We start from the raw sequence: 19308 nt of genomic DNA on the forward strand, positions 1-19308 counted from the left end.
CGGGTGTGATGCGTTTTCAGTTTGATCCTCATCAGCCGTATCAGGCTTCCGCGATCGAAGCGGTCACGGACTTGTTCGATGGGCAGCCCGCGGACGCGGACCAGCTGGTGACCACCTTCCGGCTGTTGCCGTCCGAGCCTGCCTTGTTTGACCAAGACGAGGTGTCTGGTCAGGTGAGTTTGGATATCGCTGCCGAGGTCGGCGCGGTGGGTAACAACTTGGTGCTGGACGAGGACACGATCCTGGCGAACGTGCAGCGGGTTCAAGACCGTAACGGTCTGGAGAGTGCTCAGGCGCTTGCTGATGGTTTGCAGTTTGATGTGGAGATGGAAACCGGTACGGGCAAAACCTACGTGTATTTGCGTACCGCGTTTGAGCTGGCCAAGCGTTACCGGTTTACCAAGTTCATCATTCTGGTGCCGTCGGTGGCGATCCGTGAGGGCGTGAAGACCTCGATTGATTTGATGCGGGAGCATTTCCGCCACTTGTATCCGGAGATCAATATGGATGCTTCGGTGTATGCGGGTGAGCGCGCTGAGGAGGTGCGTGATTTCGCGTCGGCGACGAGTTTGCAGTTCCTGGTGATGACGATTGATTCGCTGCGTGGGGATAAGAACACGCGCATCATGCACCAAACCAGGGACAAGCTTGCTGGACTGCGGCCTCTGGATTATTTGCGGGCGACTCGTCCGATCGTGATCATGGATGAGCCTCAGAACATGGAGTCACAGTTGGCTCAGTCAGCGGTGGCTGATCTGGACCCGTTGTGCACGCTGCGCTATTCCGCAACCCACAGAGTGACCCGTAACGTGGTGTACCGGCTTGACCCGCTCGACGCCCACCAGCTCGGCCTGGTGAAGACGATCGTGGTCTCGGACGCTCAGGAGCTTGGCGGGAGCGCTAAACCGTATGTGAAGCTGCTTGGGGTGTCTCGCGACCCGTTCAAAGCCTCCCTGGAGTTGGTGTGCCGTAAGAAGGACGGCTCGTACGCCAAGCGTAAAGTGACCGCTACGCAGGGTGATGACTTGGAGCATGTCTCTGGCGGTAACCCGGCTTATGAGGGTAACTGGCGGGTGAGCGAGATCAGTGTTGAGCCTGAACGCATCGAACTATCCAACTACGGGTACCTGCATGTCGGGGATGAGATCGGCTCGAACCAGGACGCGGTGTTCAGGGAGATGATCCGCGAGACCATCCGCGAACATATCCGTAAAGAACTCCAGGTTCATGCCCGGGGTATCAAGGTGCTGTCTTTGTTCTTTATCGACAAAGTCGCCTCGTATCTGGGCGACGGTGTCAACAACCTGGACGCGAACGGTGATTTTGCTACCTGGTTCGATGAGCTTTACACCGAGGAGCTGGATCGCCAGCCCGAGGCCAGGGACATCATGCCTGTTACGGCGTTGGAGGCGCGTAGTGGTTATTTCGCCCAGATGAAGTCTGGCAAGGGCAAAAACGCGGTGATGACGTTCAAGGACTCGTCTGGCAAGACCAAGGCTGATGATGACGCGTATGAGTTGATCATGCGTGACAAGGCCCGCTTGTTGAGTATGGATGAGCCGGTGCGGTTTATTTTCTCCCACTCTGCTTTGCGTGAGGGCTGGGATAACCCGAACGTGTTCCAGATCTGCACGCTGCGTGACATGGCCTCGGAAACCGAGCGCCGCCAGACGATCGGTCGTGGCCTGCGTCTACCAGTGAACCAGGCCGGGCAGCGCATTAGCGATACTGGGCTGGCGCAGTTGACGGTGGTGGCCAGCGAGTCGTATCAGGCGTTCGCTTCAGCGCTTCAGAACGAGTACCAGAAGGCGGGCGTGGCGATCGGGTTTGTGCGTAAGCAGGAATTCTCGCGCCTGCCGATCACGGTTGATGGGAAAGAGACCGTGCTGGGTGCGAAGCGGTCGGCCGAGATCTGGGATCACCTCCACCGGCGCGGTTTCATTAACGAGCAGGGTGAGGTCCAGGGCAGCTGGGTGCCCGAGCAGCTTGGCTTCACGGTTGATCTGCCCGAGCCCTATGCGGAGTACGAGGATGATGTCATCAACATCGTCAACGCGTGCAAGATGGAAACCATCATCAAGCGCAAGCGCAAGCGCAAGCGTGTGGCCCGCAAACTGAACAAGGAACTCTACGCAGCCCCTGGGTTTGAGGAGTTCTGGGACAAGATCACCCAGCGCACCATCTACCGGGTCAACTTTGAACGCCAAGCCCTGGTGGACGCGTGCGTGAACCGAATCAAGACGGCTCCCAGGATCGAGCCGATCCGTATCCAGGTCACGCGCACGAAAATGACGATGACTCGTGGTGGCACCAAGGGCAGCGCGCTTGGGTCGCGTGGCGCGAACCTGACCGGCTCCTACCCTCTGCCCGATATCGTGGCCCAGCTGCAGGAAGCGACCTCGCTGACCCGGCGGACGATCATCGATATCCTCACCGACTCGGGGCGGCTTGGGGAGTTTTTGGGGAACCCGAACGACTTCATCAAGATGGCGTCGACCTGTATTCAAGAAGAACTCGCTCACGTGGTGGTTGAGGGTATCCAGTACGAGAAGATCGGCGGGAGTATCTACGAGCTGCGCGAGTTGCAAGAAGACGGCCTCGAGGAGAAAGACCGCTTCCTTGACCAGCTCTACAAGGTGACCAACACGGGAAAGACAGACTTTGACTACGTCGTCTTTGACTCCGCGGTCGAGCGCCAGTTCGCCGAGCACCTGGACGGGCGAGAAGACATCCGCTTGTTCATGAAACTGCCCGACAAGTTCCGTATCCCCACCCCGGTTGGGGATTACAACCCGGACTGGGCGATCATCAAAACCGAGGAGGGACAGGACCGGCTGTATTTGATCCGGGAGACGAAGTCGAGCCTGGATCCGACGAAGCGTCGCCCGGGTGAGAACGCGAAGATTAACGCGGCGATCAAGCACTTCGAAGCCATCGGGGTGAACTACAAGGTCGCCGCCCCGGACAACTGGAGACTGTAACCGTGATGGAGGGTGGTGTGCTCAGCGATTAGCAGGCCAAGTTCTACGCCTACGAGCTGGATCGCTCCTATGCGGATCTGGCGCGCTCGATCACGGTTAATTAGAAAGCCGTCAAACTCGTTGACGCTCTCGAGCAAGGCTTTGATCGTCTGGGTGAGATCGGCGGTCGTGGGGGTGGTTTGTGTGCACTGGCTGCACTTGGTGCGACGGTTTTGCGCGAAAGAGCCCGGATGTGTCGCGTGGGGCGTAGGTGGTGACGCTCACCAGCTGGTCGCTTCCTTATCGACGAGGCCGCCTCCACCGCAACCCGCTTAACCGCATCTGATGGCGGACCGGAACAGCTAATCATCCGGTAAAAACACACGGGGTGGGGGCGTCTCGGCAAGACGCCCCCACCCCGTATACAGCTTCAAAGCCGAAGAAGCGAGCCCTACAAGTTCGAATCTTTCACAGACTGCGTGAGCTTTTGATCGCCCTGGGCATACACAACGCACGCAATATGACGATCTCCGTCCTTCCAAGACTGTTCAGTCGGAACAAGCCACGATACATCCAACGATGACGTCACATAGTTTGACCCAACATAGTCGGTAAAAGAGGAAACGCACGCCTCTTCAGCCTGCGAGTTCAGTTTGGAAGCGCCAGGGAACGCATCATCAGCACCGTTTGGGTTTGTCTGAACAACGGCTGAAACCTCGCCCCGATGTTCCTCGGAACAGGACGTGCGATCGATCGTCACCGCCGTCTCTGTGTTCGGCAGCTGAATACAATCACCGACCTTCAAATCAAGGACAGACGAATTCGAACACCCTGCTATTAGCGCGACGGCTGAAACAGCGAACGCGCCCGCGCCGGTGGCGTGGGCCGTTCGGCCTCGTAAATTGGCGAACACTATCGTCACAGTCCAACAGCCGCGTGAACGATGAAGTACACGATCGCCGCAACCGCAGCAGCAGCCGGAAGCGTCAAGAACCAACCGACCACGATGTTGCCAGCAACACCCCAGCGGACAGCCGAGAAACGCTTCGTCGCACCCACACCAAGGATCGCCGACGTAATCGTGTGCGTCGTAGAGATCGGAGCATGAAGAACGAATGCGGACAGGTATAGAACGATGGCGGAAACACCCTCGGCGACGAAGCCACGAGCCGGATCCAGATCGATGATCTTACGGCCGAGCGTACGCATAATGCGCCAGCCACCGGCATACGTGCCCAGCGAAATTGCACCTGCGGCAGCGAGCTTGACCCACAGCGGAATCGTGAGGTCACCCGTCACCGGGTCAATCACGTTGTGCGTCTCGCCGTAGCCACCGGCGATCAGCGCCATCACAATGACACCCATCGTCTTCTGAGCGTCCTGCAGGCCGTGGCCAAGGGCCATTGCTGCAGCTGACAGAGTCTGAAGAATACGGAAGCGACGCATCGTGCGGTGATAGGGCAGATTCTGCAACAGCCTCATCAGGCCCTTCATGAGGAAGAATCCCAGAAGGAAGCCGATCACCGGGGACGCGAACATCGGGATGATGACGTGCTGAAGAATTCCAATCCACTTCACCTGGGTCGCTGAAGCAAGGCCAGCGCCCACCAAACCACCAATCAAGGCGTGTGATGAGGACGATGGAAGCCCAAACCACCATGTGATCAGATTCCACACAACCGCACCGACCAGAGCGCCCAGCACAATCGCCAAGCCCTCTCTCTGTTGAAGAACGTCGGACGAATTCGTGTAGTGCGAGATATCGATGATGCCCTCACCGATAGTTTTTGCGACCTCCGTGCCCAAAAGTGCGCCAATAATGTTCATGACAGCAGCCATGAGGAGAGCGGCTCGCGGGGTCAGTGCCCTGGTGGACACGGAAGTTGCGATTGCATTCGCTGCATCGTGGAAGCCGTTGGTGTAGTCAAAACCAAGAGCAATGATCACGACCAGCGAGACCAGGACCAGATTAAGATCCACGGGTCAGGACTCCTTCACCGCAATCGTTTCAACGCAGTTTGCGAGGTCTTCGAATGCGTCGGATGCCGATTCTAGGACCTCAACAAGGTCCTTCAGCTTGATGATCGTCACCGGATCAAGGCCGGAATCGAAGATCGAAGTGAGAGCACGACGGTAGGTCGTGTCACCTTCGTTCTCAAGGCGGTTCAGCTCAACCCAGAAGTCGCGCATGTCCAGTGGGGACTTGAGGCCGGGGATCTGCTCTGCCGTCAGCGCTGCGCAACGAGTCAAGATATCGACCTGCTCGTGTAGAAGCGAGTGTATGTAGTCCGGTAGGTCGTTCAGACCGTACATGACGTAGAGGTCGCCGGCCTCGTCGATGAGGTCCATGCAGTCGTCGAGGCACGAGGCCAAGGCGCCAAGGTCTTCACGATCGAAGGGGGTGATGAAAGTCTGGTTGATGAGGTTCAAAATGTGGTGATTAATTTCATCACCGGAGTGTTCGACCTCGTGCAGTTGATCGCGCATTGCGACCTGTTCCTGCGGTGAGGAGTCAAGGATTGACGAAAGAATCGTCGTGCCGGAAACAAGGTTCGCGGCCTGCTGTGAATACAGGTCGAAGAAGGACGGGCCGTCAGCGGCCTTACGAAGTCCCACGATTTTTCCTCCTGAGGATTGGGGATGCGTTCCAAAACGCACTTACAGATTAAGGCACTCGAGGCGTTCAGATGAATGAAGGAAGACGAACGGATACCGACGCGCCACGTTTGTGAAGTGTTGCACACATGCTCACGGGACTTATCGCCCGCGCATTTTCCTCCACTATCTGGGATTATGGAACACGTAGAACAGGGGCGCACCCGTCGCCCTGGAATACCGAAAGCCTCAGGAGGCAAAATGTCCGTGACCGAACAGGATGTGCGAGCAGCAGCTCCGTCCAACGCTCCAGAAGACGTTCTCGCATGGGTTGCTAAGATCGCCGCGCTGACGACGCCTGACGCCATCGAGTTTGCCGATGGTTCGCAGGAAGAGTGGGATCGCCTGACCTCTCTCATGGTTGAGACTGGCATGTTCACCAAGCTCAACGAAGAGAAGCGTCCGAACTCCTTCCTTGCTCGCTCCAAGCCCTCTGACGTTGCACGTGTCGAGTCCCGTACGTTCATCTGCTCCGAAAAGGAAGAGGACGCCGGCCCGACCAACCACTGGGCAGACCCGACCGAAATGAAGGCCATCCTCAAGGAGAAGTTCACCGGCTCCATGAAGGGCCGCACGATGTACGTGATCCCCTTCTCCATGGGCCCGCTGGGCGGTCCGATCTCGCAGCTCGGCATCGAGATCACCGACTCCCCCTACGTTGTCTGCAACATGCGCATCATGACCCGCATGGGCACGGCTGCAATGGACCTCATCGCTGAAGGTGCAACCTGGGTTCCCGCCGTTCACTCCGTGGGCGTTCCGCTCGAAGAGGGCCAGGTTGATGACAACTGGCCGTGCAATGACGAAAAGTACATCACCCACTTCCCCGAGACCAACGAAATCTGGTCCTTCGGCTCCGGCTATGGTGGCAACGCCTTGCTCGGCAAGAAGTGCTTTGCTCTCCGTATCGCTTCGACCATGGCTCGCCGCGATGGCTGGATGGCAGAACACATGCTCATCCTGCGCCTGACCCGCACCGAGACCGGCCAGCAGTTCCACGTCACAGCTGCGTTCCCGTCAGCATGTGGCAAGACCAACCTCGCTATGCTCCAGCCGACCATCCCGGGTTACACCGTTGAGACCGTCGGTGACGACATCGCCTGGATGCGCCCGGGTCCGGATGGTCGCCTGTACGCAATCAACCCGGAAGCCGGCTTCTTCGGTGTTGCACCGGGCACCTCGTACGACACCAACCCGATGGCTATGGACACCATGCGCGCCAACTCCATCTTCACCAACGTCGCACTGACCGACGATGGCGATGTGTGGTGGGAAGGCATCGACGGCGAGGTCCCGGCACACCTGATCGACTGGCACGGCAACGACTGGACCCCCGAGTCCGGCGAGAAGGCTGCTCACCCGAACAGCCGCTTCACTGTCCCGGCATCGCAGTGCCCGATCATCTGCTCCGACTGGGAAGCACCTCAGGGTGTTGCCATTGACGCCATCCTCTTCGGTGGCCGTCGCGCCACCAATGTCCCGCTCGTTGCAGAACAGTACGAAGCAGCACACGGCGTCTTCATCGGCGCATCCGTTGCTTCCGAGGTCACCGCAGCAGCAACCGACGTCAAGGCCGGCTCGCTCCGCCACGACCCGTTCGCAATGCTCCCCTTCTGTGGCTACCACATGGCTGACTACTGGGGCCACTGGCTCGAGATGCAGGCAGAGCTTGGCGACAAGTTCCCGAAGGTCTACCAGGTCAACTGGTTCCGCAAGGACGAGAACGGCAAGTTCATGTGGCCGGGCTACGGCGACAACTCGCGCGTCCTCGACTGGATCGTCCGTCGTGCCGCTGGCGAGGTTGAGGCAATCGACGGTGTCACCGGTCGTTACCCGAAGTTCGAGGACTTCAACCTCGATGGTCTCGACATTGACGAGTCCGTGTGGGCCAAGCTCTTCGCGATTGATCTCGACGCATGGACCGCTGAGATGGACGACACTGAGGAATACTTCAAGCAGTTCGGTGACAAGCTCCCCAAGGAGATCACCGAGCAACTCGCGAAGTTCCGTGAGCGCATCGCAGCAGCCCGCGCCTGATTTCAGGTAGCGCTCTAGCGCGCGCGATCTATACCGGTGGTCGGACCCGATGGGTTCGGCCACCGGGCTTTTATATGCAAACCGTGTTCTCGGTGGCCTGCGATAAAATTTCGGCAATACACACAATCGAGTGGGGGAGGCCATTGGTGGCACCAACTATTTCCGCTGAAGAGATTGAAAAGGCCGGGGAGCTTTTAGGGCGAGTCTCCGACATCTTCTCTTCGAAAGTTGTCGGCCAGCACGACCTCAAGCGTGCACTGATGGTGGGACTGCTGACTCGTGGTCACATCCTGATTGAGTCCGTACCCGGCCTAGCGAAAACGACTGCCGCCCAAACGCTTGCTTCCGCTGTCTCCGGTTCGTTCCGCCGAATCCAGTGCACACCGGACCTGATGCCTAACGACATCGTCGGTATGCAGATCTGGAACCAGGCAACCGCAGAAATGAGCACTCAGCTTGGTCCTGTCCACGCAAACTTCGTGTTGATGGACGAAATCAACCGTTCCAGCGCGAAAACCCAGTCCGCGATGCTTGAAGCAATGGCGGAATATCAGACAACGATTGGTGGCGTGAACTATCCGCTTCCCCAGCCGTTCATGGTGATGGCCACCCAGAACCCGATCGAGGAAGAAGGCACGTACGTTCTTCCCGAGGCTCAGATGGACCGCTTCCTTTTGAAGCAGGTCATTACATACCCCCAGCCACGCGAAGAACTTGAGATCCTGACCCGCATTGAGTCTGGCCAGATGGCGAAACCCTCAACGGGTGACCCGATTTCGATCGAGGAGCTGGTGGGATTGCAGGACACCGTTCAGAAGGTGTTCATTCATGACACGTTGAAGGGCTACATCGTAGACTTGATGAACACGACCCGCGGTTCCGGGCCCGTTCCGTTGCCAGCGTGGGCACATCATGTGCGTGTGGGTGCGTCTCCGCGCGGTGGTATTGCGCTGATGCGTGCCGCTCAGGCCATTGCGCTCCTTGAAGGTCGTCATTTTGTTGTTCCCGACGATGTGAAGGCCATGCGCTATTCGGTGCTCCGCCACCGCATCATCCGCACGTTCGATGCGTTGGCTGACGATGTGTCGGTTGAAGGCCTGATTGATGCTGTCTTCAACGCTGTCCCTGTTCCGTGAGCCCCGCTTCATGTTATTTCGGTCGAATTCTAGGAAGCTGATACGCCGTCATGCCCGTTCGTAGTCGCGAGATCCACGCGTTGTCGTCGCGTGCGCGCTTGCCGATCATGCGCAAACTGCTGTCCATCATGGATGGGCAGCATTCCGGCGTGCGTCCGGGCCGTGGCTGGGATTTCCTTGATCTTGCCGAATATCATGCGGGCGATGACGTCCAGGATATTGATTGGGCTGCGACCGCTCGTACCGGGCAGGCGATTATTCGTCGCTATGAGTCGACGGCTAACCTGCAGGTTGTCATGCTGGTCGACACGGGGCGTTCGATGGGGGCGCTTGCTCCATCGGGCGAGCCGAAGATCGATGTTGCCGCCAGAGCCTGTGAGGCGATCGCATGGTTGGCGGTAGCGCGTGGCGACCAGTTGGGTGCGATTTCAGGGGATAGTCAGAAGATCACGATTTCCCCGGCGCGTTCAGGTAATGCCTACGCGGAGATGCTTCTGCGACGGATCAGCCCGGCGATCACGCTTGAAACACCCGCGTCGAATGTGACGGCGCTTCTTGAGCGAGCGTGTGTTGCGATTCGTCGTAGGTCCCTGATTGTTCTGGCAACGGATTCGCTCCAGCCTGAGCCAGGTTCGCAGGCGGATGCAGTCTTAGCGAAGCTGACGCGCAAACATGCGGTGATCGTGGTGTCTGTAGATGATATGAATCCGACGGACTTGCCGAAGGGGACTCGCATTATCGATGTCGATCAGGGGCCGTTGCCGGATTTCCTGTTGGGTGACAAGCAGTTGGCCGACCAGGCAAAGTTGATCGTGTCGGCCAGGCGTCAAGAGGTCGCATCCCTACTGGATCATCGCGGTGTGATCCGAGTGTCGGTTTCGGGCTCGAAGGACGTGCCACGTGCTCTGATGAGCGCCCTCGAAAGGGGGACTCGTGTCAGGTAACATTCTGGACGGTGTTCGCGAGCCGGTCGTGTATCCCGAGTGGATGTGGGTTGCCGGTCTCATTCTGTTCCTCATCATCGTCGCGTGGATTGTGGCGTGCCTTGTCCGCTGGTGGAAGTCGGATGCGAATCGTCCGCGGGGCCTGCGTGATCTGAGCGCTGAGCAACGTCGTGCATACCGTGACAATCTTGTGCAGATCGAAGCGAATTTCTTCGCCGGAGAATGGAACGAATCCGAGGTTCACTTGGCGGTTGCGGGCTTGATGCGCGCGCTGGGGACCGAGCGGACGGGGCGCAATCTTGAGTCCGCGACGGTCGCTGAGATTCGCGCGCTCGTGCCGATGTGGCCGGCGTACGTGCATCTGATGGAGCGCTGCGTCGAACCCTCGTTCTCCGGCCAACCGACGCGCAAGTGGGTGTCGACGCTTCTTGAGTCAGCGTTGAAGGTGATCGATCAGTGAAGTTCACCTTTTTCGTTGTTCTCGTTATCGGAGCCGCCCTGGTCGCGTTGGTCGTTGGGTGGAGGCGTGCGGCCTCGTCCTCTATCGCGAATGATTCACGAGGCTGGGTGGCGCATTCCGGCTATATCTCAACGTTGCCCGGCTTTAAACGCCTGGTCAGGCGTAGTCGCATCATGCTTGCGGGCGCGATTGTCTTTTTGAGCTTGGGCATTGTCGGCGTGGCATTCAGTGCCGGGGCACCCATTGATCGCGTGATCCAGGATGAGAAGACGGCGTCACGTGACATTGTTTTGTGCCTGGATACGTCGGGGTCGATGATCCCCTACGACGGGAATATCGGCGATGCTTTTTCGCGGATTGTTCAGCATTTTGCAGGCGAAAGAATCAGCTTGAACCTGTGGAATTCTCGCACGTTGGTGAAGTTCCCGCTGACGAACGACTACGACCTTGCGGTGTCTGAGCTCGACGAGATGAGCCGAATCATGAAGGAAGGCTACCTGGGTGAAAGCGCCGACGGCGTGTATGTCACGCAGGAGCTGATTGACTACACGGCGGCGACCCTTGACGACGAAGAAGAAGCCGCGTCGCTTGCAGGCGACGGCTTGGCGTCGTGTGTGCTGAGTTTTGACCACTCCGGCGAAGACCGTTCACGTCTGATTCTTTTTGCCACGGATAACGAGATCAACGGTCCGCAGATTTACACGCTTGCTCAGGCGTTTGATTTTGCTCATCAGCAGAACGTTCAGGTGACCACCCTGTATCCCGGGGATGGTGACCTGCTGACCACCGAGGGTGAAGAACTGAAAGAGCTGACCGAAGACAACGGCGGTGTCTTCTATGATGCCTCCGACGCTGCGAGCGTCCAAGGGATCATCCAAGAAATCGAATCTCTACAGCGCATCGAATTGTCCGAGCATGCGAAGGTTCTTGAGATCGATAAGCCGGCTGGCTTCCTCAGTCTTGCCGCTGTTGGCATTATCGGGTTCCTCGGTCTGCTTGCGATCGGGAGGCTCTGACATGTTCTTCCGTCCCGTGTTTTCTTTAACAGCTTTCATTCTTGTGGCGCTTGTTGGATTCGCGCTGGTCCTGCTTGGGCTGAAGCGAGGTACTCGCACATCGAAACGTGAAGCCGCCAGACGTGCCACGATCGTTGCTCTGTTGGTCTTTATGATGGCGGGCCCCTCCATTCCTGGCAAGGCAAGTGACGTTGGCTCGGCGGCCGAAGCGTGGATTGTCATCGACCGGACAGGATCGATGGCGGGTGAAGACTGGGATGGCGATCGGCCTCGAATCGAGGGTGTCAAACAGGACGTTCAGACCATCCTTGATGCAATGCCGGGTGCTCGCATCACGATCATGGTCTGGGATTCGAATGTCAGCACGGTTCTCCCTCTGACGACGGATCGGGATGCTGCCGACAGCTATCTGACGAACCTGCGTCAGGAGCTTTCTGACTCGTCCCACGGGTCGACACCGAATCGTCCGGCTTCAGCTCTTTTCAGTGCGCTGTCTGACGCTGAAGAACAAGATCCGGACGCAATCCGTGGGCTTTTCGTCTTCTCTGACGGGGAAAGCTCGAATGAAGACGTCTGGAGTCCCATCGACGACATGAGTACGTCTTCGTGGGGGTTGATGAGCCGATACGTCGACGGTGGTGCGATCATCGGGTACGGCACGAAAGAGGGTGGGCCGATGAAGGTGCGTCGCCTGACGGGTGACGCACAGGAGCGCGGATACACCGAAGACTCTCAGTCGGGCGATCAAGCAGATGAAGTGGTCGAAGACGAGTACATTCGCGATGGTTCCGAGCCGGATTCTCCGATCGCGATTACGCGCATTGACGAGGACGCCTTGAAAGACATTGCCGAGCAAACGGGGCTGACGTACATCCACTCGCCGGCAACTGCCGAGGTCAAACAGGCTGCGTCGACTCTGGATGAAAACTCGCAGGTAGTGGCCACTCAGCGAGCCCAAGTGAAGGCAGCACGCTACCTGATTTGGCCGTTTGCCCTGTTCTTGGGCGGAATGCTCGCGTGGGAAACCGCGATCGTTGCAGGTAAAGCCCGAAACATGAGGAGGGCTCGTGCCATCTAAGAAGAACACCCGTAAGGCGAATAAGTACGAGGTCGCGCTTCCCTTCGGTGGGCGTACTGCCGGTGATCCTGAACGCCAGCCTGTTCCGGCAAAGCGGGAGCGAACAAAGGAAGATCTGCGCAGACTCCTGAGGTCTACGCCCCTCATTGTCGTTGCTAGCCTGATTGCGTCGTTCCTTGTGGGGCTTCCCGTCTGGTCTCATCACACGCGAGACCAGTGGCAGGCGGGCGAGTACACCCAGGCAACGGGCGAGTATTCAACGCAACGTACGTTGACGACCTACGGGCCAGAGTCATGGGTGGCGCATTACAACGTGGGCACGTCTCTTTTGAAAGAGGGCAAAGCAGGTCAGGCGCTCAGCGAATTGCAGATTGCTCTTGAAGGCGTCCCGAAGGCTACACAGGACGAAGAGGGGCACATTCAAGCCTTCTCTTACGAGTGTCAGGTGCGTATTAACACTGCTCTTGCGCTCGAGGTATTGGGCGACCAGGCGACGGAATCCGGCAAGGGCGATGAAGCGGATCAGAATTACCAGCAGGCGGATGAAATGCTTGTTGCGTGCACTCTTGATTCCCGGCCGCAAGACACGTCGGATCCGCAGGATCAGTCCTCCGGTGGCCGAGGGGGCCAAGGTGGCGATCAAGGTCAGTCTGGCGATTCCGACCAATCGAGTTCGTCGCAGTCCGGTTCGTCTTCGGATAACGAGGCCGACCGGCAGGGCGGAGACTCTCAGCCTGACCAGGGGTCGGGTGACGGATCTGCTGATCAGGAAGAATCTTCCCAATCTGAGCAGGCAAGTAGGGCTCGCGAGCGCTTGAAGAATAAGCGTCAGCGCGCACAAGGTAAGCCGGATAAGTCGAATAATTCGCAGAGCAGCGACTCTTCGGGCCAGAGTTCTTCCGGTGGCGGTCAAGAACAGAGTCAGCAGGGTGATTCGTTGGACCAGGAGGGCGATGAAGAATCGAAGCCATTGACCCCAGAAGAGCAACGTCGTCAAGAAATTGAACGTCGATTGCGTCGTAGCACTGACGTTGATGAAGATTCGTCTGCGACCACTCGGACCGGCGATTCGAATGGCGCATGGTAGGTCGGATCCGGCCTCGTCAATCACGAAACTGGGCGGCGCGGAAGGTGGATTCGTGGCACGTCCCACGTCGGGAGGAATTGGACGAGTGTCGCGCCAGCTCGCAAACATCGATAGGCTGAAGCCATGAAGGTCCTCTTAGTGGGAAATGGGGGGCGCGAGGTCGCCCTCGCCCGAAACCTCGTACGTACTGCATCTTCATCTGATCCGGTTGAACTGATTGTTCAGGCGGGTAACCCGGGGCTTGAGCCACTGGGGCAATCACTTGTATTTAACCCGCTGAATCCGGATGATGTCGCTGTGCGCGCGAAGGGTCGCGGAGTGGACCTGGTTGTTGTTGGCCCTGAGGCTCCTCTTGTCGCCGGCGTCGCTGACGCTGTGCGCGCTGAAGGTATCCCGGTTTTTGGCCCGTCGAAGGTTGCTGCTCAACTTGAGGCGTCCAAGGCATTCGCTAAAGAGGTCATGGAAGCAGCTGGTGTTCCGACCGCTCGCGCTTTCACCTGCCGTACGACCGAAGAGGTCGAGGCTGCGTTCAACGCATTCGGCGCTCCCTACGTGGTGAAGGATGATGCGCTTGCCGCTGGCAAGGGTGTTGTGGTGACTGATGATCGCAATGTGGCGCTTGCTCACGCAACCACCTGCCTGAACCGTGAAGATGGCGTTGTCTTGGTTGAGGAATACTTGGATGGCCCCGAGGTCTCTCTGTTCTGCGTCAGCGATGGCACGACTGTTGTTCCGCTAGTTCCCGCTCAAGACTTCAAGCGTGTTGGCGACGGAAACTCCGGTCCGAATACGGGTGGCATGGGTGCGTACACGCCGCTTCCGTGGCTGGATGACTCGGTTGTCGACGAGGTCGTGAAGACCGTTGCTCAGCCGACCGTTGACGAGATGGCTCGTCGCGGAACCCCGTTCGTGGGGCTGCTTTACTGCGGTCTGGCAATGACGTCGAAAGGTATTCGCGTCGTCGAATTCAATGTTCGCTTCGGTGATCCTGAGACGCAGGTTGTTCTTGAACGCCTCGATTCGTCACTTGCTGACCTGCTCTACGCCGCGGCGACTGGAACGCTTGCTCATTTGCCTGCTCCCATCTGGTCCCCGGATGCGGTGGTCACGGTTGTGATGGCATCGGGTGGCTACCCGGACACACCCGATACCGGACATGAAATCACAGGCATTGAGGACGCGGAAGCTATCGACGGCGTGCATGTTATTCACGCGGGTACTCGTTTTGAGATCACATCTTCGGCGGAGGAGGTTGCACTGGGGTGTTGCGGGTTCGAACCCGACGAAATGCTGGTGAATTCCGGTGGGCGTGTGCTGGACGTCGTGGGACGCGGCGCAACCGTTGAAGAAGCCAGAGCCAAGGCCTACGAGGGCGTCGATTGGATCAGCTTCGCTGGTGAGCATCACCGTAAAGACATTGCAACCTGGCCGGCCGAGCTAGACGCTAAGAACTGAACTGAATAGAGACGGAGGACGCGTAATGGCTGCTATGGAACTTCCAGGATGGAAACATGTGTCCTCCGGCAAGGTGCGTGACATCTACGCGCCCGCCGATCAGGAAACACCTGACCGTCTTCTTCTGGTGACCTCGGACCGCATCAGCGCTTACGACTACATTCTGCCGTCGGAAATCCCCGGAAAGGGCAAGGTGCTGAACCAGCTTGCTCTCTGGTGGATGGAACAGCTACGCGACGTGATTGAAAACCATGTCATCACTGCTGAAACTGATGCCACAGATCCTTTGAGCGTTCCGGCTCCCCTCGTCGGTCGATCAGTGGTTGCCAAGGCTCTGAATATGATTCCGATCGAGTGCGTCGTTCGCGGATACCTGACGGGTTCCGGCTTGGTCGAATACAAAGAGTCGGGCACCGTTTGCGATATCGCTCTTCCCGAGGGTCTGGTTGAAGCCTCGCGCCTCGAAACCCCGATCTTTACTCCCGCTGCCAAGGCGGAACTGGGCGATCACGACGAGAACATTTCCTTCGGACGCGCAGCTGAAATGGTCGGCGAAGAACTTGCGTCTCGCCTGCGCGACGTTTCTATCGCCCTGTATGAAGGTGCTCGCGAAATCGCTGCCGAGCGCGGTGTCATCATCGCCGACACCAAGTTTGAATTCGGGCTGGATCCCGCAACAGGCAACCTGGTCCTGGGCGACGAAATCCTGACCCCTGATTCCTCGCGATTCTGGCCCGCCGACCAGTGGCAGCCCGGCCAGATCACCCCGAGCTTCGATAAACAGTACGTTCGCGACTGGCTGACCAGCGCCGAATCCGGATGGGACAAGAAGTCGGGAGAAAATCCGCCCGTCCTTCCAGAATCCGTTGTGACCGCAACTCGCGACCGTTACATCGAAGCGTTTGTTCGCCTGACCGGCGAAGAACCGACACTATAACCATCACCACCAATTAAGCGGGTCAAGCCCGTCACCCAACACGCGGAAATTCCGCACGCACAATAGGAGGACGCCGTGGGGCGAATCATCGTGGAAGTGATGCCGAAGCCGGAAATCCTGGATCCCCAGGGTAAGGCAGTGGGATCTGCACTTCCGAGGCTTGGAATCACAAGCTTTGCTTCTGTTCGCCAGGGCAAGTGCTTCCACCTGACGGTTGACGGCCCGGTCACCGAGGAACTTCTCGCGGATGCCCGCAAGGCAGCTGAAGAGGTTCTGTCGAACCCGATCATCGAAGATGTCGTCCGCGTCGAGGCGCTGGATGAAGGCGAGGCCACCAAGTGACCCGCATTGGTGTTGTTACCTTCCCGGGCACCTTGGATGACCGGGATGCTGCGCGCGCCGTCCGCCTTGCCGGTGGCGAGCCCGTCGCTCTCTGGCATAAGGATGCCGACCTGCACAGCGTTGACGCGGTCGTCATCCCCGGTGGTTTCTCCTACGGCGACTACCTGCGGTGTGGCGCAATTGCTGCGACTGCTCCCGTGATGGGTGAAATTGTCGAGGCAGCCGGTAAGGGTATGCCCGTTCTTGGCATCTGCAATGGCTTCCAGGTTCTCTGCGAAGCGCACCTGCTTCCCGGCGCTCTGATCCGTAACGATCATCAGAAGTTCTTCTGCCGCGACCAGGAACTGCGCGTCGAAAACGCCGATACCGCGTGGACACGTGCGTTTAGCGCTGGCGAGCACTTCACGGTTCCGCTGAAGAACGGTGAAGGCAACTTCCAAGCCTCCCCGGCTGAGCTGGAGCGTCTCGAAGGTGAAGGCCACATCGTCTTCCGCTACATCGGCCTGAACCCGAATGGTTCCGCGGACGATATTGCTGGCGTGACAAATGCTGCGGGCAATGTCGTTGGTCTGATGCCACACCCCGAACACGCGACCGAAGCGGGCTTTGGTCCGCTGGCCACGAAGGATGGCGTGCACTCCGGACACGGTGGTACCGAAGGCCTGAAGATCTTCCAGTCCGCCCTGATGGGATTAGTGGGGTAATCCGACGTGTGGCCTCGTGAATAGATACGAGGCCGCGCCCGCTGAATTTTTCACGAAACGTTCATAGACGCGAACCGAAACGTGCGTAACGAATGGAGCAGGTATGACCGCGAAGGTCAAAGCAGAGAATCCTCGGGAATTGCCGGATACGACAGAAGATGCGGCCGCAACCCCCACGAAAGATATGCCCTGGAAAGAACTGGGCCTGAAGGAAGACGAATACGCCAAGATCTGCGAGATATTAGGTCGTCGCCCCACGAACGCTGAGCTGGCGATGTACTCCGTCATGTGGTCAGAGCACTGCAGCTACAAGTCATCGAAGAAGCACCTCGCTGAGCAGTTCGGCGAGCGCACCACCGAAGAAATGAAGCGCCACCTGTTGGTCGGCATGGGGCAGAACGCTGGCGTCGTCGACATCGGTAACGGGTGGGCGGTTACCTTTAAGGTTGAGTCGCACAACCATCCGTCGTTCGTTGAGCCCTACCAGGGTGCTGCAACCGGCGTCGGCGGTATTGTCCGCGACATTATCTCCATGGGCGCGCGCCCGGTCGCCGTCATGGATCAGCTACGTTTCGGCGCGGTTGACCACCCGGATACCCCGCGCGTCGTTCACGGTGTGGTTTCCGGCGTGGGTGGCTACGGCAACTGCCTCGGCCTGCCGAATATCGGTGGTGAAACTGAATTTGACCCGTCCTACCAGGGCAACCCGCTGGTCAATGCACTCTGCGTCGGTACCCTGCGTCACGACGACATTCACCTGGCAAACGCAACCGGTGAAGGCAACCTGGTTGTCCTCTTCGGCGCGCGCACCGGCGGTGACGGCATCGGTGGCGCATCGATTCTGGCGTCCGAAACCTTCGAAGACGGCATGCCCGCCAAGCGTCCCTCCGTGCAGGTCGGTGACCCCTTCATGGAGAAGGTCCTCATCGAATGTTGCCTCGACCTGTTCAAAGCGGACGTCGTTCAGGGTATCCAGGACCTCGGCGCCGCAGGTATTTCCTGCGCCACCTCCGAGCTGGCCTCTAACGGTGATTCTGGTATGCACGTCGACCTTGAGAACGTGCTGTTGCGTGACCCGACCCTGACCGCAGGCGAAATCCTGATGTCCGAGTCGCAGGAACGCATGATGGCGATCGTGACCCCCGAAGATAAGGAACGTTTCTTCGAGATCATCAACAAGTGGGACGTCGAGGCGTCGATCATTGGCACGCTGACCGGTGACGGTCGCCTGACCATCGACCACTTCGGACACCGCATCGTCGACGTTGACCCGAAGACCGTTGCCCATGACGGCCCGGTCTACGACCGTCCCTACGCCCGCCCAGCATGGCAGGACGAACTGCAGGCGAACACGTCCGCATCCCTGAAGCGTCCCGAAACTGGTGGAGAACTGCTCGCGGATATCAACGCGGTGATCTCCAACGTTAACCAAGCCTCTAAGGCTTGGGTCACCGACCAGTATGACCGCTACGTGCAGGGCAACACCGCTCTTGCTCAGCCCGATGATGCCGGCGTTATCCGCGTCGACGAAGAAACCGGTCTCGGCGTTGCCCTGGCCACCGACGCAAACGGCTGGTATACGAAGCTCGATCCTCGTGAAGGTGCGCTACAAGCACTCGCGGAATCCTACCGAAACGTCGCCATCGTTGGTGCCGAACCGGTCGCGATTACCGACTGCCTCAATTTCGGTAACCCCGAAGACACCGACGCCATGTGGCAGCTGGTTACTGCAATGACGGGTCTGGCCGACGGCTGCATCGAATTGGGCGTGCCCGTCACCGGCGGTAACGTGTCACTCTACAACTCATCCGGTACCGAGAAGAACCTTCCGACCTCGTCGATTAACCCGACGCCGGTTGTGGGTATGCTCGGCATCATGAAGGACGTGACGCGCGCGAACCCGTCCGGCTTCACCGAGGAAGGCCTGGCAGTCATTCTGCTCGGCCAGACTCAAGAGGAACTCGACGGTTCCGCGTGGGCACGTATCTGCCACGATCACCTGGGCGGTCGCCCGCCGAAGGTGGATCTGAAGGCTGAAGTTGCCCTCGGCAACGTGGTCCGTGCCCTGTCCGAGGCCGATGGTCCGGATGGTCGCCCGCTGATCCGCTCGGCACACGACCTGTCGAACGGTGGCTTGGCACAGGCTCTCGTTGATTCGGTGCTCCGCTTCGGAATTGGCGGTGCCTTCGACCTGACCGGTGCACAGGGTCAGAACGGTCTGAGCGACTTCGACATGCTCTTCTCCGAGTCGCAGGCACGAGCGATCATCGCCGTTCCTGAAGGTGCACTTGACGCGGTCTACGCTGCCTGCCAGGCAGAAGGCATTGACTTTGCTCGCATCGGTACGACCGGTGGTGACATGCTGGTTCTTCACGGCTCTGATCTGCTCGCTGACTCGGGAGAGTCTGTTGGTTGGATCGCCGACCTGGACGACCTTCGCGCTCAGTCAGAAGCTGCCCTGCGAGACCGATTCTGAAATACGACTGAACTCATACGG

Annotated in this window: 16 protein-coding genes; 13 read left to right on the forward strand and 3 right to left on the reverse strand. The window is 58.6% G+C overall.

Translation table 11 applies throughout. The features are described from left to right. The first annotated feature begins 8 nt into the window (after positions 1 to 8). Positions 9 to 2981, forward strand: coding sequence for a restriction endonuclease (locus AC5RE1_RS00955; protein ID WP_493938212.1), 2973 nt, complete (start codon positions 9 to 11; stop codon positions 2979 to 2981). 430 nt (positions 2982 to 3411) lie between these two features. On the opposite strand, the gene AC5RE1_RS00960 is transcribed toward AC5RE1_RS00955, so the two are convergent. Genes AC5RE1_RS00960 through AC5RE1_RS00970 form a run of 3 tightly spaced genes read right to left on the reverse strand, consistent with a single transcriptional unit; the run spans position 3412 to position 5576 of the window. After that, positions 3412 to 3873 (reverse strand): septum formation family protein, encoded by a 462-nt coding sequence (locus tag AC5RE1_RS00960; protein ID WP_285100974.1) that lies wholly within the window; start codon positions 3871 to 3873, stop codon positions 3412 to 3414. Positions 3874 to 3878: 5 nt separating this feature from the next. After that, on the reverse strand, positions 3879 to 4940 hold the full coding sequence (locus AC5RE1_RS00965; protein ID WP_179369976.1) for an inorganic phosphate transporter: 1062 nt from the start codon (positions 4938 to 4940) through the stop codon (positions 3879 to 3881). A 3-nt stretch (positions 4941 to 4943) separates the two neighbouring features. Beyond that, positions 4944 to 5576, reverse strand: a complete 633-nt coding sequence (locus AC5RE1_RS00970; RefSeq protein WP_179369975.1) for a DUF47 family protein — start codon at positions 5574 to 5576, stop codon at positions 4944 to 4946. Between the two features lie 240 nt (positions 5577 to 5816). On the opposite strand from AC5RE1_RS00970, the gene AC5RE1_RS00975 reads away from it, so the two are divergent. The 12 genes from AC5RE1_RS00975 to purL all read left to right on the forward strand — a co-directional run bounded on the left by AC5RE1_RS00975 (position 5817) and on the right by purL (position 19287). Then, positions 5817 to 7652: a phosphoenolpyruvate carboxykinase (GTP) gene (locus AC5RE1_RS00975; RefSeq protein WP_006680307.1), complete on the forward strand. Its 1836-nt coding sequence runs from the start codon at positions 5817 to 5819 to the stop codon at positions 7650 to 7652. Positions 7653 to 7798: 146 nt separating this feature from the next. After that, the gene (locus AC5RE1_RS00980) at positions 7799 to 8788 is read left to right on the forward strand and encodes an AAA family ATPase (protein ID WP_493938207.1); all 990 of its coding nucleotides are present in this window, start codon (positions 7799 to 7801) and stop codon (positions 8786 to 8788) included. Between the two features lie 50 nt (positions 8789 to 8838). Then, a complete protein-coding gene (locus AC5RE1_RS00985) occupies positions 8839 to 9732 on the forward strand; it encodes a DUF58 domain-containing protein (protein WP_493938208.1) in 894 nt (297 codons plus the stop codon). Then, a complete protein-coding gene (locus AC5RE1_RS00990) occupies positions 9722 to 10192 on the forward strand; it encodes a hypothetical protein (protein ID WP_493938209.1) in 471 nt (156 codons plus the stop codon). Before AC5RE1_RS00985 ends, AC5RE1_RS00990 begins: the two co-directional genes overlap by 11 nt. Then, complete coding sequence (locus AC5RE1_RS00995; protein WP_103632481.1) at positions 10189 to 11208, forward strand: vWA domain-containing protein; 1020 nt, start codon at positions 10189 to 10191, stop codon at positions 11206 to 11208. The genes AC5RE1_RS00990 and AC5RE1_RS00995 overlap by 4 nt, the downstream gene beginning before the upstream one ends. A 1-nt stretch (position 11209) precedes the next feature. Next, complete coding sequence (locus AC5RE1_RS01000; RefSeq protein WP_493938210.1) at positions 11210 to 12286, forward strand: vWA domain-containing protein; 1077 nt, start codon at positions 11210 to 11212, stop codon at positions 12284 to 12286. After that, the gene (locus AC5RE1_RS01005) at positions 12276 to 13373 is read left to right on the forward strand and encodes a hypothetical protein (RefSeq protein WP_493938211.1); all 1098 of its coding nucleotides are present in this window, start codon (positions 12276 to 12278) and stop codon (positions 13371 to 13373) included. The genes AC5RE1_RS01000 and AC5RE1_RS01005 overlap by 11 nt, the downstream gene beginning before the upstream one ends. 123 nt (positions 13374 to 13496) lie before the next feature. Continuing rightward, a complete protein-coding gene (gene purD / locus AC5RE1_RS01010) occupies positions 13497 to 14828 on the forward strand; it encodes a phosphoribosylamine--glycine ligase (RefSeq protein WP_006680300.1) in 1332 nt (443 codons plus the stop codon). A 25-nt stretch (positions 14829 to 14853) separates the two neighbouring features. Next, positions 14854 to 15765 carry a phosphoribosylaminoimidazolesuccinocarboxamide synthase gene (locus tag AC5RE1_RS01015; protein WP_006680299.1) on the forward strand — a complete coding sequence of 304 codons (912 nt, stop codon included), beginning with the start codon at positions 14854 to 14856 and terminating at the stop codon, positions 15763 to 15765. Between the two features lie 75 nt (positions 15766 to 15840). Next, on the forward strand, positions 15841 to 16107 hold the full coding sequence (gene purS / locus AC5RE1_RS01020) for a phosphoribosylformylglycinamidine synthase subunit PurS (RefSeq protein WP_006680298.1): 267 nt from the start codon (positions 15841 to 15843) through the stop codon (positions 16105 to 16107). Further along, positions 16104 to 16811, forward strand: coding sequence for a phosphoribosylformylglycinamidine synthase subunit PurQ (gene purQ, locus AC5RE1_RS01025; RefSeq protein ID WP_006680297.1), 708 nt, complete (start codon positions 16104 to 16106; stop codon positions 16809 to 16811). The genes purS and purQ overlap by 4 nt, the downstream gene beginning before the upstream one ends. 103 nt (positions 16812 to 16914) lie before the next feature. Beyond that, positions 16915 to 19287 (forward strand): phosphoribosylformylglycinamidine synthase subunit PurL, encoded by a 2373-nt coding sequence (gene purL / locus AC5RE1_RS01030; protein ID WP_006680296.1) that lies wholly within the window; start codon positions 16915 to 16917, stop codon positions 19285 to 19287. Positions 19288 to 19308: the final 21 nt, after the last annotated feature.

Source organism: Actinotignum sp. usb-actsch-rep-73, assembly GCF_059082735.1.